Genomic DNA, 14508 nt, shown 5'->3' with positions numbered 1-14508 from the left:
ACCAGACCGCAATGGCCTGATGGGCGAGGTGCCTTACGGCAAAGTGCTAACGGAAATGCTTAGTCATCGTATCCGCGTGACCGGCGCGACCCACCGGAGCGGGAGCGTGACGAGCGGGAGGTGCGGGACGACCGGGCTGAACCACCCGAGCGCGATGCACTTCCACCGGAGCGTGACGAGCTGCGGGATGAACGAGAGCGACGTGGCTTCTCTTCTTCCTCTTCGTCAGCGCCATCTTCATCAACAACATCTTCTTCGACGTCTTCGTCGATGTCATCGGTTTCATCGGCTTCTTCTTCACGACCGCGGCGACGGCTACGGCCTCGGCCACCGGAGCGACCTGAGCGGCCACGACTAGAGCGGGATTCGCGTGCTTCACGAGCCTCGTCTGCAAGGCCATCTTCTTCCAGTGAGCCAACGTGCCAGCGAAGGTCTGGTCCACCAGCAATCATGGTCAGACTCAGATGAGTCTTATCCACGACGTCGCCTTTGCGGTTTTCGCCTTCTTCTTTGTATGACTCAACTCGGCATGTGATGGCCATCGGAGGGTACTTTCCGGTTTCGTCTTTGATATTGGCAACCGTTTCTGCCAAGTTCAACGCTTCGCGTCCAAAGACGGTGAACGGAAAGTCCTGCTGCTTGTCGTACTGCTCGGTCTTAGGGTTGTAATGGTTTTCAATAACCGTTGCAACACCACGGACTCGTTCAATGTCGTCCTCGTTGTAGAGGATTACGTCGCCGGCCATATTGCCGCGGAGGGTGATCGTTTTCATCGTTTTCAAATTCCTTTGCTTCGTTTTACTACCGCCCAGGGTCTTCGAGGCGATAGGGTCGGTGGCCGATCCCCAGCCACCTGGCTATACAGTGTCCGGCGCTGCAACCTGTCCGAGGATGTAGCGTTGCGAACCTGCTGTGCTAACTGTGTCCGGCATCTCGGATGGTCTTCATCCGGTAGCTGCTGGGCTGCGTTGCACTATGACTGTGTCCGGCATCGGTCTCTTGCTCCGACAAGCGTGACGAATCCAAATCGCTGCGCTCTGCTGGGGTGAGTCCGCCAAACATGCCAAACCGCTGGTACACGCTGGTTCCGCGCTCAAACTCCATGACTTGCTCACGGCATTGCTGCATTACTGGGCACTGGTGACAGATGCTGCGTGCGGTGTCGTATTGGCGTGCCTGAGATGCTGTCCTCCCGGCGGTATCCGGGAAGAATGCCTCTGGGTCAACTTGGGAGCACATCGCCTCATCGACCCAATCTTGAGCCAACGTCGGTGGCGTAAGGCCTTGTGTCGGTACGGATATAGCTGTAGTAGTCATGGCCTACTGTGTCCGGCAAGGATCAGAACACCGTGGCCGTTGAACTGCGGTGGCGGTCAGGATCAAGCTCATGGGGCTTGCGAAGCACGATCATGCCGTCGGTATGATTCGTGTCGATGGCCATGACGTGCCCCTGTTGGCGGGAGCTAAATATGTCGTTGAGGTCCTTGTAGCTGGCGGCAATCGAACCGCCTTCTAGCTCCAGTCGGGAATGATCTTGGGCCATCTTCCGGGCGTCGTCGTGGTCGTCGAGTACAGCGACGTTGCGGTAGCCTTCTTCAGCCTCGGTTTCGGAGTGCACACCGTAGGCGTGGGAGACGAGCCACTTCTGCTGGCCTTCGTCATCGTAGGCTGACACGATGTAGGCAGACCGCAGTTCGTCAGCCAGGCTGGCACCGACACCGTAGTGGTGCTGCTGCATGTTGGAGTAGATCGATGTGGCGTTTTCTAAAACCTCGACGGGTGCTTCTTGGTAGTTTTCTAAATGCTCGGATTTGGCGAAGCTGCCGATGGCGTCAGAAGTCTGGGCATCATGGTTCACAGCTGACAGCACTTCGATATTCTCGGTGCGAGCTAGATCGTCTAGCACTTGTGCACGGTCGTCGTGACGGGCTACATAGGCGTCATTGAGTCGGCGGGAGCGCACTTTGTCTTTCGCCCAGTCGATGGCGTCATCCATGCTGTCTGCCTCGTAGGAGCTACGATGCTCGGATACTAGCCAGCCATTTTCTTCCAGTTCGGTGGCATAAGGTCCAGCCAGATCGTGGCCGTCAGACGGTGATTCGCAGTCGATGTTGATTTTGCCATTGGACAGATGATTTTCAGCGCCGATAGAAAACACCAGGTTCGTATCCTCGTAGTCGTATTCTTCGCGTTCATGGCTGCGGTCTGGCGCATCGACCTCGTGGACGTAGCTGACCTGGGAGTCTTCGTTGTGATCCACTACCCAGGATTGTTCGATGTCTTGGGAGAACTCTTGGAGGGATTCACTCAGCCGCTCGCCCAATTCGATGTGGTCTTCAGGGGTGAACTGTCGGGAGGCAGCCAGGTTCACTTCCGCTGCTTCGGAGTGGTGTTGGTGGCCGAATTTGCCGTCGGTCTGTCGGGAGCTTTCACGTCGGGATGCTGCATCAGAGCTGAAGTGGTGTGTCATGGTCAGCTAGTGTCCGGTGCGATGCAGAGACCTGAGACACCAGCACCCCTCTGCAGATCAGCTCAGCCATCAAACACTTCGGCGTCGTCATAGTAGATCTCCAGCTGCGGAGCCTGACGTCCAAACCCTTCGATCTTGCGTGTCCCCTCGGTGCCCGGACCCTTTTTATTCGACGACCGTATGGGTGTGCCCTGGTGGACGTAGGTGTGCAGCAACGACTGAAAGCGGTCAAGACGCTTGTATTGATCACCTTTGGTTGTGTCGTTGTAGAGGATGAACGAATACGGAGAGTCTCGAACGGGGTCGGACGCACCTTCACCATGCCCGACACTACGCAGTGAATAACCGGTGATCTGAGCAACCTTCATGACATCATCATCGGTCAGCTCTTGGTCGGCTTGGAGTCGGACTGCCTGGGGTTCCATCGGTGCCATACCTTCACGTGCGCGGTGATATGTTCGACCTTTGGAGACGACGGTGTCAAAGACCTCCCCGGTTTGCACGGCATCGCTGGTGGCGCTGATGGGATTGTCTGGACTACCCAGGGGGTGCTCTAGCTCCGGTGCAGGCTGAGCTGCTGGCTGTTGGACCGTGGATTGCTGATCGCTGAAAGCCTGTGGGTGGCGTTGGTTGAGAAAATTCCTAGCGTAGTGAGCCGCCTCTGGCTCCATCTGAGATAAGGCATTTCGGATGGCTGATGCTCCGATTGGATCGTAGCCAAGGCGCTGATGGCCAATCTGTGAGGCCACGGCTCGGATGTGCTGTGGCGTGAAGTTTCGGGTGTGCTTGATGGTTTCAACCACTTCAGGTCCAATAGCCTCAAGCTCGGGTTCAGTCATCGCCGTTGCATCGTGAACTGCATGGGTCGCTGCTTCGTCAGACACCAGCTCAAGCGGGGGCAATTGGACGCCCTGAGCTTCAGAATGAGGCTTGGTGGTGTAGCGGCCACCGGTATCGCGGTTGTGCTGCTGTTCCTGCTGCGCTTGGGTCATTGGCTTGCTCATGCACTGACAGTGTCCGGCGTGACGGGGTTGTGGGTGAGCAAAGGGTGTATACCCCTGGGGGTATTGGTGGGGTCTGTGTTAACAGTATGTATGTGTTAAGACAAACTCATTCACATACACATACATACAGCTCTGCTCTTTTCTTGCCCACACACTCTCTGCACGCTCGGGCAACATATTTGGCCTTATGGCAACATCTACCCTTGGAATGGCAACATATTTTCCTCTATGGCAACACTGCCATTTCACTACCTTGGCTCTATTGCAACGATCTGGGCACTTTATGGCAACATGGCAACGTATTATGCACCACAGTTTCCTACGTGCAACCCCCTGACTCACCCACCCACCCTCGTTGCTCGTCTGCTGTGTGACCTAATTTTGTGACCTAATTCAGACACACTGTGCACCCTGGTTTTTCCACTCTGTCCCTTAACCCCTTAAGGCGTGTTTTCCGCAAATGTGTTGCCATGTTGCCGAAAAACTCTACTTCCGCACAAACAAGCCGATCCAGCGATGGCAAGGAATGTTTTTCGACCTTGCCAATGGCAACATATTGTTACCATTTGTGGTTTTTGGTCTCGAAATCACCGAAAAACACGAACATTCGTGGCGACGGGCATCACACCAGCGTGATCGAAAACCGCCGGATTCTGGAATTTTTGCGGCAACGGCTTGACATGATGTGCTACCCTTGCTGAAGAGATGAACAAGCTCTACAGGCTTCATAGCAAGGGTAGCAACCTGATAATTAGGTCATACTTGAAAAATTCAACAATCTCCCCTCCTGGTGACGTACGTCACAACCTTACTGGACTCTCATCGACTGTGATGCGGTCGAATTCTGAGACAAACCCTGCTGCGCCGGACACTGTCTGGTCATGGAGCAATCAGATATCACTGCTAACAGCAGCTCAGACATTCCGGAAAAACGATCATCTCGTCGAGGAAAAACCCAAAAATCCTCGGTAAACACGAGTCATGGCAACGCCACCTGGTCGATTGATGACTACGGAAAAGACATGACCGGCGCTGCCGCGGCCAAGCTACACGACTCAGCGGTGGCTCCAGTTGTAGCTGCCGCACGTGGCTACTGGCGAGCCTCGACACAAGAAGAATACGACCGCTGGGCGAAATACGTCGGCATCAAAAAGACTCAACTGATGTACCTCAGCGTGGCTGAAGGTGTCGTTGGAACCGATGACGACGGCTTTGAACTCGACGGGCTGATCATGCCCTGGTATTCGATCAAATACACTAAACTGCAACGCGACGGTGAACCTACTGATGGCTTTGAGCCAGAATGGCAACTGCGTCCTGCTGAGCCTGTAGATATGGGCAACCCCAAGCCGATGAAGTACGTCTTTTCCAAAGGCGCTTCAATGTATCTGGACATTCACCCAGCCACGCCGAGCTCCTGGCTCGATAAAGCTCCGGTCGTGTTATTTGCCGAAGGTTTACTCAAAGGCGACTCAGCAATGACCGCCCACCTCATTGCCCATGGTGCCGACGAGGATTTGCTCACCGACACCTCCGAGCACGCCGCTGATCGTCTGATGGACTTTATGGAATCCCTACCCATCGACTCTCGTGTGCTGGTGCTTCGGTCGCCATCGGCCACCACCTTCCAAAACGACCCTGTCTCGCTGGGCATGTTGAACCTGACAGATCGCGTGGCGTGGATGGGCTTTGATGCTGATATTGAAACCAACCCCAAGGTCTGGGATCAAGCTCGCAAGTTCCGTCAGCATCTGCTGAACCACCAAAAAGTGCGCCAGGTCAAACTCCTGTCACCCACTGCCGACGATGGTGGCAAAGACGGCATTGACGATTTCTTGTCGCACCGGGGCAGTTGGGAAGACCTCATTGACCCTGATGGTGGGCACCTTCGCCACAAGATGCCAGAGCGTCCGCGCATCACCGACGAGAACGTCAAACCAGGTAGCTGGCGCATCACCGACGACTTTGCCGCGGTCGAGGAGCTCAAAGTCACCACTGATGATCAGGGTCTGAACTCTGGGACGCAGTGGATGCCAGCAGATGTCGGACTTGGCGGTCAGGTGGTCTTCATTGAAGATCGTCGTGAACCCACCAACAAGGAACTGCTCACCGGTCAGGCAGCCGACCCTATCGAAGGTGGATCAGCAGACGCCTACGTCGGCATTGACGTCTCTTACCGCACCGATGACAACGATGTCATCACCTACCGCGTGGTCGGACCCATCGTCATCCTATCCATGCTGCCAGCAGAGTGGCGCCAGACAGACACCCATATCCCCCACGGCCTGTCGATGCACCCGCACTGGCCGCCGCGTGGTCAAAAGGGCGAGAAGTGGTTGGAAGCCGTCAAGCGCGCCTCAAACAACACCGAAACTTACATCGAGTGGACCAAGATGGGTTGGGTGCCAGTCGAAGGCGATATGCCTGCATTCATTGTCGGCGACACGGTCACCGCATGGTCACACGAGTCGGCAGCATCAGTACGCCCAGGCATCACCACTGACGACCTACATAACCTGACCAGTTTTGGCGTTGGCGGCACAGATGAGAACCCGGTGCACCACCCGGCAGACAATCTTGAAGCATGGCGCACCCAAGCTGTTGAAGACTTCCACGAGATTCGCAGACTGTATTTAGATAACGAACCATGGACTGATCTGGGGGTTGCCGGCATCGTGCTGCTGTCGGCATTGCGTCCGGTGGTGCCGATCTTTGAACCAGTGTCGAATCCGCGATCAACGATCTTCATCTACGGTCCTGCTGGCGGTGGAAAGTCCATGACGGCAAAGTACATCATGGCTTTTTGGGCTGCCAACGGCTCAGACTTCAGCTCAGCACTACCCGGCTCAGCAGAAGACACCAGGGCCGCCATGGAACACGCTGTGTCCATCACACCGATCTGGACTATCGACGACCTGGCGCCAAGTCCCACCCGCCGAGCATCAGAAGCCCAGGAGACGGCCATTACTGACATCATCCGCTCCACGTTCAACGCTTCACCAAAGATGCGGATGACTCGTGAGATGGGTGTTCGTAAAACGTCCAAGCCAGCAGCTCAGCTGATTGTCACCGCAGAAAATGAGCTGTCAGTTCCATCGGCAACACAGCGGTCGGTCATGCTGCGGATTGGTCGCGGATCGCTGAACCCCTCACCAAATGTCACTAACACCATCAATACTGCCGCAGCATCCGGCCTGCAAGCTCGGGTCACCCAGCACGCAGTGCTTGGCTTGTACCAGTGCATGGGGCCATTTGGATGGCGTCGGATTACCGAACTGTTCACTCAGTATTACCACGATGAACAAAAACTGATTCAAAAGATGCTGATGGCTCGTGGACTGCCACAGTCGAAGGTGCAGCGTCTTTCAGAGGTCACGTCCGATATCACGATTGTCATCCCGTTTTTGAGAACACTTGCTCAAGGTCTAGGTCTTGGCACCGAGTGGGGTGAGTATCTGAAAGAAGACCCTCGGTGGGGCAAAGAGAAACTGCTACGGGAAGCTATCGTGGACTATATGGTGTCCAACTACCAGGAGCAGGAAGATGCCACACCTGGTAAGTCTATTCTTACCGCAGTGCGACTGACCCTCGATATGCACCAGGCGCATATCGAATCGGCTGAAGACCCCAAGCGTCCACCGTATGTCTCTGACGGCGACGAAAAGATCGACGGCATGACCGATGCCCACCTGAACTCTCGACTGGGCTGGCTCATTGATGCCGAGGGCAATGCCCGGCCACAGGGTCCTACTATCGGCAGGCTCATCCGGTCATCGAAACATGGCGATGTTGTGCTGTTAAATGCCCACGCAGCGTTCACCACCGCGTCTCGACATCACGACACCATCATTCTGCCGGGTATGAAACAGCAGGCTGCGATGAGTGGCATTTGGGAAGAGGGCTTAGCACCTGAAACGTTGTATGAGTTGCGCGGCAATGTCGGCAACTCACGCAACGGTGTTCGAGTGCAGACGGACAAAGGCGTGCGGTTTACCGGGGTGCCGGTCGATATTCGCACCCTACTTGAACTAGATTGAATATAAGCCAGCAGTGTGAGGTCTGATCGCTCCATACTTTCACCACACACTGGATGAAAAAACCACAAGGCCGGTGCAACGTGAACGCAACATTGCACCGGCATTGTGCTGTCTGGAGTGCTTGCCGATCTGGAGCTTACGCTGAGTCGATACCGTAGTGCTCCCGCAGCACCACAATGGATAGTTGTCGGATTTGTTCGGCAGCCTTGGCGCAGTCATCAAGGGTCCGGTAGTCGGCATGAAGCTTGATGGCCTTGAGCACACCGTGCTCCGAACGCTCACCGGCCAACGACTCATCAAGCCAGACTTTGGCAGCAGTCCCAAGCTGCTCATCTTGCATCTTGGCATAGTGCACTACGGTCTCTAGGAACTCCCGAGATTCCTGTGGCATCAAGACATAGTCAGGGTCGTCGTAGTTCTCAACATGAATGTGCTCATGCTCCATGGGTGGTGGGGTGTTTTCATGGAACCCAAACACGCTGTCATCAATTGCTCGACCTTGGCGCCGAGCATCCTTGCGACCTGAAGCCCGAGCATTCCACTCAGCAATAACCTCTGCACGTGTCGGCGACCGATGTAATTGCTGGGCTAGTTCGTACTCTAGGGTTTCCAACTCTCGGGCGTTGCGGAATCTGGAACGTGCTCCGGTCAGTCCACCGGTTTCGTCACGCTCAAACTCATCGCGGACGTTATTGCGTATCCGCAGGCGAATCACCGCGCGCAGTGATCGGACTTTCACTGCCTTGTCTGGATTGTCGCAGTAGTACCGCAGTAGCTGCCATGCAGCCAGTCGGGTGATCTGGACAATGTCATCTTCTTTATGCCTGGCCAGTCCACGGCCAAAGGCTTGTTGGGCACCGTAAGCAACTTGTTTGACCCATGGGTCAAAGACACTCAGCCACTGTGCGATAGCCTGTTCTTGCAGCTCCGGCGCCAAGTGGCAGATGTCGATAGCGGCGGCCTTTGGATCAGTATGATCAAACAAATCGTGGTTCATTGCGGGTTGCAAGCCTTTCCATACGTGAACGGGAAGCCTTCGTGGAATGCCACTTTGCGCGAATCGTGCACGGCGTCGAGCAGGGCTTCAAATCGTCGGCCAGATGCCCATTGGGATATCACCCAACCAACGGTGATCCGTTTGGGAACTTGGCGAATATGCGGGTACATCGTTTTGAACATGTTGGCCACAATCGCTCTGGCGCTTTGGTAGCCAATGTCCGGATCGTCAGAGATGATTTGCACCAGTGACTGGTTTCGTAACTGTGGGTCGTCGGTTGCCGCTCGAAGATAGTCTGTCCACGGCATCTGACCTTGGGTGATTGCCAGACGTAACGTTGCACGCTTGCGCTCTGCCTGAGCCTTGCCACCCATCAGGTGTGCGTTTGAACCTGGTTCGGCTAGCGCCATGTCGCCCACCCACTTTGGTCGCTGATGTCGTCAACGTCGAAATCGCTTGCAGCGACAGCAACCTTTGGCACTGGATTCAGCGCTGTTACAACCGAGGAGCGATGGTGGCGAACATTCGTCATCCCATGATCCAACATGAGCTGCGGGAGGGCTTCTGGGTCTTTGCAGTTCAACGTCTTGGCAGCGTTGCGTATTCGGGAGCCTAAGCCATTTGCTAGGTCGCCGATGGCGTCGTAGATCATAATCTGGGCCATGCGGCGAATCTTGGACGTCATGTGCCGCTGCGGGTCTACATTGTTGAAAAGCTGCTGGTCGGTGATGTGAGCTTCAAGCGTTGCCATCAGCGAGTGCGATGGGTTGTGGACTGCTGTAGACGCCATGTAGTCGATGTCTTCTGACGTGACCCAGCGGTCATACGAGATACCCAGCGTGGAATAGATTTCTGCGCGGAGATTGCTGTGCTCGTGCTCTAGTGCTGCCACCAGCTGCCTCTCCATGGAAAGTAAGATATCCCACAGCGCACCATGACCTGCACGATCTAGCGAGCTTCGCTGCAAGGACGTTTCGACTACTATTGAATTGCTCACCAGCAGCTTATCGTCAGACACAGCTTGCTCAGACTGGATTCTGTGCTGCTGTGGAAAACTTTGCCACGACAGCTCGCGTCGAAATCCGCCAGCACCAACCGCCACACATTCAACAGTCTGCATCTGATCGCCATACAGTACCTGTTGATCCTCTGGATACTGGAGGCGAACTGGCATCAGATATCGTTGCTGGCCAGCGCCCAGTTCAACGCCTCGTGGTGGGTGAGCCTTATCCCCCACAGCATCTCCGAGGTCTGTCCAACCAAACATTGGGGACACGACTGCTGGCAACTGTTTGACGTCGTGCAACAACCGTTGGGCGCGAACGGTGGAGAGTTTCTGGCAATACCACTCAAGATATGGATGGCGTGCCCATTCGTGCAGTGACATAGTTTATCCACGTCCCAACAGGCGTGCGAAAAAGCCTGGCTTTTTCTCTGCTCGACCTTGCTGGCTTGAATCTTCTGAACTCAGGATGTCAGTGTCAAACTTCTTATCGAATTCTTCGTATCCGGTGACTTGGAACAAGATGTTGTAAATGACTTGGTCAAACTGGGTGTTCATCAAGTCCGGCTCCCCTGCCAGGTTTCGACGCCAGACCCGTTGGTCTTCGTTGATGACCCCGACGTAAATTCCTACGCGAGACTGAATCTGATGCCGCAAGGTTTTCTCAATGGACTCAGTGGCAGATTTGATCGGTGGCACCTTGTTCATCGTCACCAGAATGCGCCGACGGTCAACGCCCATTTGCACCATGGATCGAATGCGATTGACCAGGTCTTTCAATGCAGAGTTTGAACTATCGGCAATGCCCACGTAGTAGGCTCCGTTGTCTCGCACTTCTGGGATGATCAATGTGTTGGTGAGCTTGAATTCGTCGGTGGTCTTCATAATTTGTGAATCTAAAACCACCATGTCGAAACGCTGTCGGACATCGGCCACCAGTTCCACATAATGGTGGGCGGTGACATCATTGACTGCCTGGTCGTCGTCTTCTGGTGCCAGCACTACAGATAGCAGGTCGGGAACAGGCGTGGAGTTGTCTGGACGGAGTTCATCGATGACATTGGATGTCAGCACGATCTCTTCCAGTGATGCGTCACCGATAGCGAAATCTGAGATGGTTGGCACGTTGTAGCTTGAGGTGTCCATACGAAAGAACTTGGCAACATTGCCCTGGCCAATATCTCCGTCGATCAGCACGGTGCGGTAGCCCTGTGATGCAGCGTGGATAGCAGTCTGCCGAGCAAGGGTGGTCTTGCCGACGCCTCCTTTGGCGCCGGAGAAGATAATCAACGGGCATTGGCGTGTTCGCACCCGAGCATTGCGAATGTCCCGCTGACCATACATACCTGGCACTGGACGCTTAGCAGGCGCTGGAGGTTGCTCATGCGATTGATTCCACTGTGGGCCACCCTGCTGTGGTGGTTGACCGTGATGCGGCTGCTGGGGCTGTGGAACAGAGGGCGCTTGACGGCGGTTTGCACGACGCGGTGGCAAAGACTCGGCTAGTTGCTGAGCTGGTGGTGGCTGCTGATGTTGGGCGGACAAGTTGAGGCCGGTGTTGTAGACATCCGTTTCATCGGACTGCTGACTGTAGTCCACTGGCTGTTGTGGGGTGGGCAGCTGGGTTCGATCCTCCACCGGTGCAGGCGCTGGCTCGTCAGCCGTCTGATCGTGCTGCATTTGCGCGCGACGTTCGGCGAGGCGGCGGCGATGCTGTGCAGTGGCATCCCAGGTGTCTTCTTCAACCTGTGGATTGCCACTGGTGTCCCCCTGGTGTACAGCGCCGTCAGAAGGTGAGTCACCAGGCTCCTGATCGAAGCTTGGCAAGCCTGGCAGTTGTGGCACAACACCCTGATTTTGTTCAATCTCAGTCTCTTGGTCATTCTGTGGCCAGACGACCTCTGCCCACTGCTCATCAACTGGAGCTAGGACAGCTTCTTCCGCCAGTTGTGCCAAAGTGAACGGAGCTGGGATTTCTGCAATGTTGTCGTGCACGATGTGCTGTGCTGCGCCATCGGTATCTGCATCATCAGTGGTGATGACCGAGACTTCTGGCCCAGCCTCCATGGAGGCTACAGCGGCAGTCCACTCGTGCAGTCCGCTGGTTGTTGAGTCTGCCACCACGATTGGAAACGAACCGGCGGTGAACGCTTCTTGTATCGCTTTGACGGCATCGGCCACCGTGTCACCGGTGACCACTTCATACCCGGCGTCGGACAGCACCGGCACCAGGTCGGGGACTTCAATAAGCCCCACGCGACGATCTTGATTGTTTTGGCTCATACCTTCTATTACCTCGACCAACCGCTCCGAGTCTTCCCGAACTCGACCAGCACTATGGATACCTCCGCGAGGTTCGGATGTGCGTAGTGGGTTTGGTTGAAAGCAATAGCTTTAGAGTCACGACCGCTTGCGATCAGCTAACGTTGATTTCCACAGTCGGCCAGCTGCCTCTCGATGTGACTCAACACATCTCCCCTGCCACCTGTCATTTGGCTCAACCACTGCAAGACCACTATCGGCACCACTGCACGAATAGATACCGACAGTCTTACACCAAAGTTCAGCTAATGTCGCCATCGGTGTAGAGCCGTGGTCAACGATTTTTGAGGTCAGTTGGGTTGTGTCAGATAGCGTCGCGAGTCACTATGGACAATCATCAGGTATGGCAAATTCAACCTCAACACGCTCAAAGTTACCGTGTCGTAAACTTACTCGTGATCTTCACGACAAAATCTCATTTGACATGCCCGTTTGTCGCGGCAATTCAAAAGGTGTTAGACATCTCGCCCCGACTGTCAGTTAGACCGACTGATGTAAACAAGCGTGAAGTACACTACCCAATTGTCTGCTTTTTTGCATCCAGCGACACCGCACATCAAGTCGTGTTTTTCGATTGAGAATCCTCAAACGCTGTTCACCAGCAGGTGAGTTCGTGGTTTGATAGTGCAAGTGCCCTGTCGCCTCTTGAGGCGACGCAATAACAGTACAGTAGGAGAAAAAATCGTATGGGAAGCATTGACCACACATCGGTCGTGTTACATGAATACTTCCACACACTGGTGGAGCCGCTGTTTCCACCCGAGGTCTCCCTGAAACGCTATGAGAATACTGTTGATGTCATGGTGGATCGCACCACCTCAACGACGTCTTTGCGTCGGCTCAGCGGGTTAATAATGACACTGATTGCCTCGCTGGACCCCGAAGACCCGCACCGCAACATTGACATTGCCAACCCCACCGACTTCACATCGCAGCTAACAGTGACTGTTCACGGCGATAGCCGACCCTTTGACCAAGCCACGATGGTCGGCGACGTGCATAACCTGGACGCCACTGACCCGGCAGAACGTTTAGAGTTCGAGGCGATATCCGACATCGACATTGAAGCACTTTCAACATACCTGCTGCTGTGCACGATCAGCCCAGTCCAAGCCCAGCAATGGATCGCTGATGACGGTAGACCAGCGACCACTGATGACGCCGAGCTGGTTACCCAAGCACTACGGTATGCACTGCACCGGCGGCGCACTTTTGTTGGCACTGATGATCCGGGCACATTGATTGCGATGTATGAATGGGAAGTAGCAGACGTCACCGATGCTGGAATTGATGAGGCGATAGCCAACGGATACGAACTCGCCCATGAGATCGGCGTTGGCGCCGGCGTGTACCGCACCAGGCGCATCAGCGACTGAACCCTGTGCCCAGCGCTGGCGCTGGGATGGTCCGGCGATAGCCACACGGATGCTGCCGAGCGGATGGGGCGGTATAACTTAAGATGCTCACCGCCGTCTGGCGGCGTCGGTTCGCTGGATCATCCTTTGGTTTGATCATCACCATGTCGGCACCTTCACTGCCACAACCGTCCTAGATCAGTCATCTTCCCAAACACCATCTGTCAGCCTTGCAATGCTTCGCCTTGCACCCCGCGCGATGCGCGGTGTCGTGTCTGCTGGTGTGGTCGTGACTGGAACGGAGTTGTGTCGGTTGCGGTGCCGGTGCGCGATGCGCACATCGTCGGTTTCTTTGGTCGTCAACATTCACTGATGTGCCAGCTGCTTGGTCACATTGCACGAAGTGCAATGACTCTTCCTCATCTTTGTTCTTCACCACTGGGTCAGCCAATCATCGGGTTCATCGAGCCACGATGTGGCTGACCTCCGTTGCCTTGTCCAATCAATGCCACTTCGTGTACCAGTACCGTCTCCACCAGCAGCAATCACCCGCCATTCAACCACCAGTGGCATCTTTCCGACACCCAGTTCAACCACTACTCGTATCGGTTTTCACCCCGCAGTTCGCACCGGTGATCTGTGCCTGGATGGCGACATCGTCTCACGATGTGGACTCGTCCCATCAGCGTCCACCTCCCCCACCGTAGCGAGCATCGTTCCGGCCACCGTGCCGGACATCTGTACACGCCAACGGAACCCAGTACCGCCAGTTCATAGTGCACCAGGTGCTGACCCGTAGCGATAACCACAATGAATACCTATCCGGTGATCCAGATGCACGATGTGCATACCCATCCCCGGCCTGGTAACCACCGTCACGCCGCCCAGACCGCACCCCGCACCGACCCCCATGTCAACCGAAGATGCACCCAACCGCCAGTCACTCCGCAGCACCCCGGACACTTCAGATGTACAACCCAACTGTCAGTCACCGGCCACCATCGGTGGCACATCCAGCATCCAGTCACCCCAGTCCCCCGCACCGACCAACCTGACCGAGTCACGTGCCGTCGGCACGTTGAACGCCAGCCCAACCAGCCGACCAACCAGGCCAGCCCACCACATCGTGGTCGAGCCAGTGCATCCGCATCACCAGGCGCAGCAAACACTTGAGGACGACACCAGCAGACAAGATGGCCAAACGCAACGACACACCAGATGGCACACGTGCCGCCTCGCGGGACGGTGACCTTGCAAGTCGTGGCTGGACAGCTTGGATGCGTCGGCATCAGTGGTGCAGCGTAGCCTGGCGGATCACTG

General features: G+C 55.5%; 11 protein-coding genes. 3 read left to right on the top strand and 8 right to left on the bottom strand.

What is annotated here, in order from left to right:
- Positions 1 to 59: 59 nt before the first annotated feature.
- From A6F49_RS01865 to A6F49_RS01850, 4 genes are all read right to left on the bottom strand, one after another.
- Positions 60 to 773 carry a hypothetical protein gene (locus A6F49_RS01865; protein WP_043055539.1) on the bottom strand — a complete coding sequence of 238 codons (714 nt, stop codon included), beginning with the start codon at positions 771 to 773 and terminating at the stop codon, positions 60 to 62.
- Positions 774 to 915: 142 nt separating this feature from the next.
- Positions 916 to 1317, bottom strand: coding sequence for a WhiB family transcriptional regulator (locus A6F49_RS17185; RefSeq protein ID WP_082911528.1), 402 nt, complete (start codon positions 1315 to 1317; stop codon positions 916 to 918).
- Positions 1318 to 1339: 22 nt separating this feature from the next.
- Positions 1340 to 2470 (bottom strand): hypothetical protein, encoded by a 1131-nt coding sequence (locus A6F49_RS01855; RefSeq protein ID WP_043055538.1) that lies wholly within the window; start codon positions 2468 to 2470, stop codon positions 1340 to 1342.
- 62 nt (positions 2471 to 2532) lie between these two features.
- Positions 2533 to 3474, bottom strand: a complete 942-nt coding sequence (locus tag A6F49_RS01850) for a hypothetical protein (RefSeq protein WP_043055537.1) — start codon at positions 3472 to 3474, stop codon at positions 2533 to 2535.
- 881 nt (positions 3475 to 4355) lie between these two features.
- Between A6F49_RS01850 and A6F49_RS01840 the strand changes: the two genes are divergently transcribed.
- The gene (locus A6F49_RS01840) at positions 4356 to 7511 is read left to right on the top strand and encodes a P-loop NTPase family protein (RefSeq protein ID WP_043055697.1); all 3156 of its coding nucleotides are present in this window, start codon (positions 4356 to 4358) and stop codon (positions 7509 to 7511) included.
- Positions 7512 to 7647: 136 nt separating this feature from the next.
- Here the strand turns inward: A6F49_RS01840 and A6F49_RS01835 are convergent, their stop codons facing one another.
- Genes A6F49_RS01835 through A6F49_RS01820 form a run of 4 tightly spaced genes read right to left on the bottom strand, consistent with a single transcriptional unit; the run spans position 7648 to position 11794 of the window.
- Complete coding sequence (locus A6F49_RS01835; protein WP_150119351.1) at positions 7648 to 8496, bottom strand: hypothetical protein; 849 nt, start codon at positions 8494 to 8496, stop codon at positions 7648 to 7650.
- An 8-nt stretch (positions 8497 to 8504) separates the two neighbouring features.
- Positions 8505 to 8918, bottom strand: coding sequence for a hypothetical protein (locus A6F49_RS01830; RefSeq protein WP_043055695.1), 414 nt, complete (start codon positions 8916 to 8918; stop codon positions 8505 to 8507).
- Positions 8909 to 9895, bottom strand: coding sequence for a hypothetical protein (locus A6F49_RS01825; RefSeq protein WP_043055694.1), 987 nt, complete (start codon positions 9893 to 9895; stop codon positions 8909 to 8911). Before A6F49_RS01825 ends, A6F49_RS01830 begins: the two co-directional genes overlap by 10 nt.
- 3 nt (positions 9896 to 9898) lie before the next feature.
- On the bottom strand, positions 9899 to 11794 hold the full coding sequence (locus A6F49_RS01820) for an AAA family ATPase (protein WP_043055693.1): 1896 nt from the start codon (positions 11792 to 11794) through the stop codon (positions 9899 to 9901).
- A gap of 725 nt (positions 11795 to 12519) precedes the next feature.
- Here A6F49_RS01820 and A6F49_RS01815 point away from each other — a divergent pair.
- Both A6F49_RS01815 and A6F49_RS17610 read left to right on the top strand, forming a co-directional pair.
- Positions 12520 to 13209: a hypothetical protein gene (locus tag A6F49_RS01815; RefSeq protein ID WP_043055692.1), complete on the top strand. Its 690-nt coding sequence runs from the start codon at positions 12520 to 12522 to the stop codon at positions 13207 to 13209.
- 889 nt (positions 13210 to 14098) lie between these two features.
- Positions 14099 to 14437 carry a hypothetical protein gene (locus A6F49_RS17610; protein WP_150119350.1) on the top strand — a complete coding sequence of 113 codons (339 nt, stop codon included), beginning with the start codon at positions 14099 to 14101 and terminating at the stop codon, positions 14435 to 14437.
- The last annotated feature ends 71 nt before the right edge of the window (positions 14438 to 14508 follow it).

Source organism: Enteractinococcus helveticum (genome assembly GCF_001657475.1).
Lineage (GTDB): Bacteria > Actinomycetota > Actinomycetes > Actinomycetales > Micrococcaceae > Yaniella > Yaniella helvetica.
This window is presented reverse-complemented; position numbering and strand designations above follow the sequence as displayed.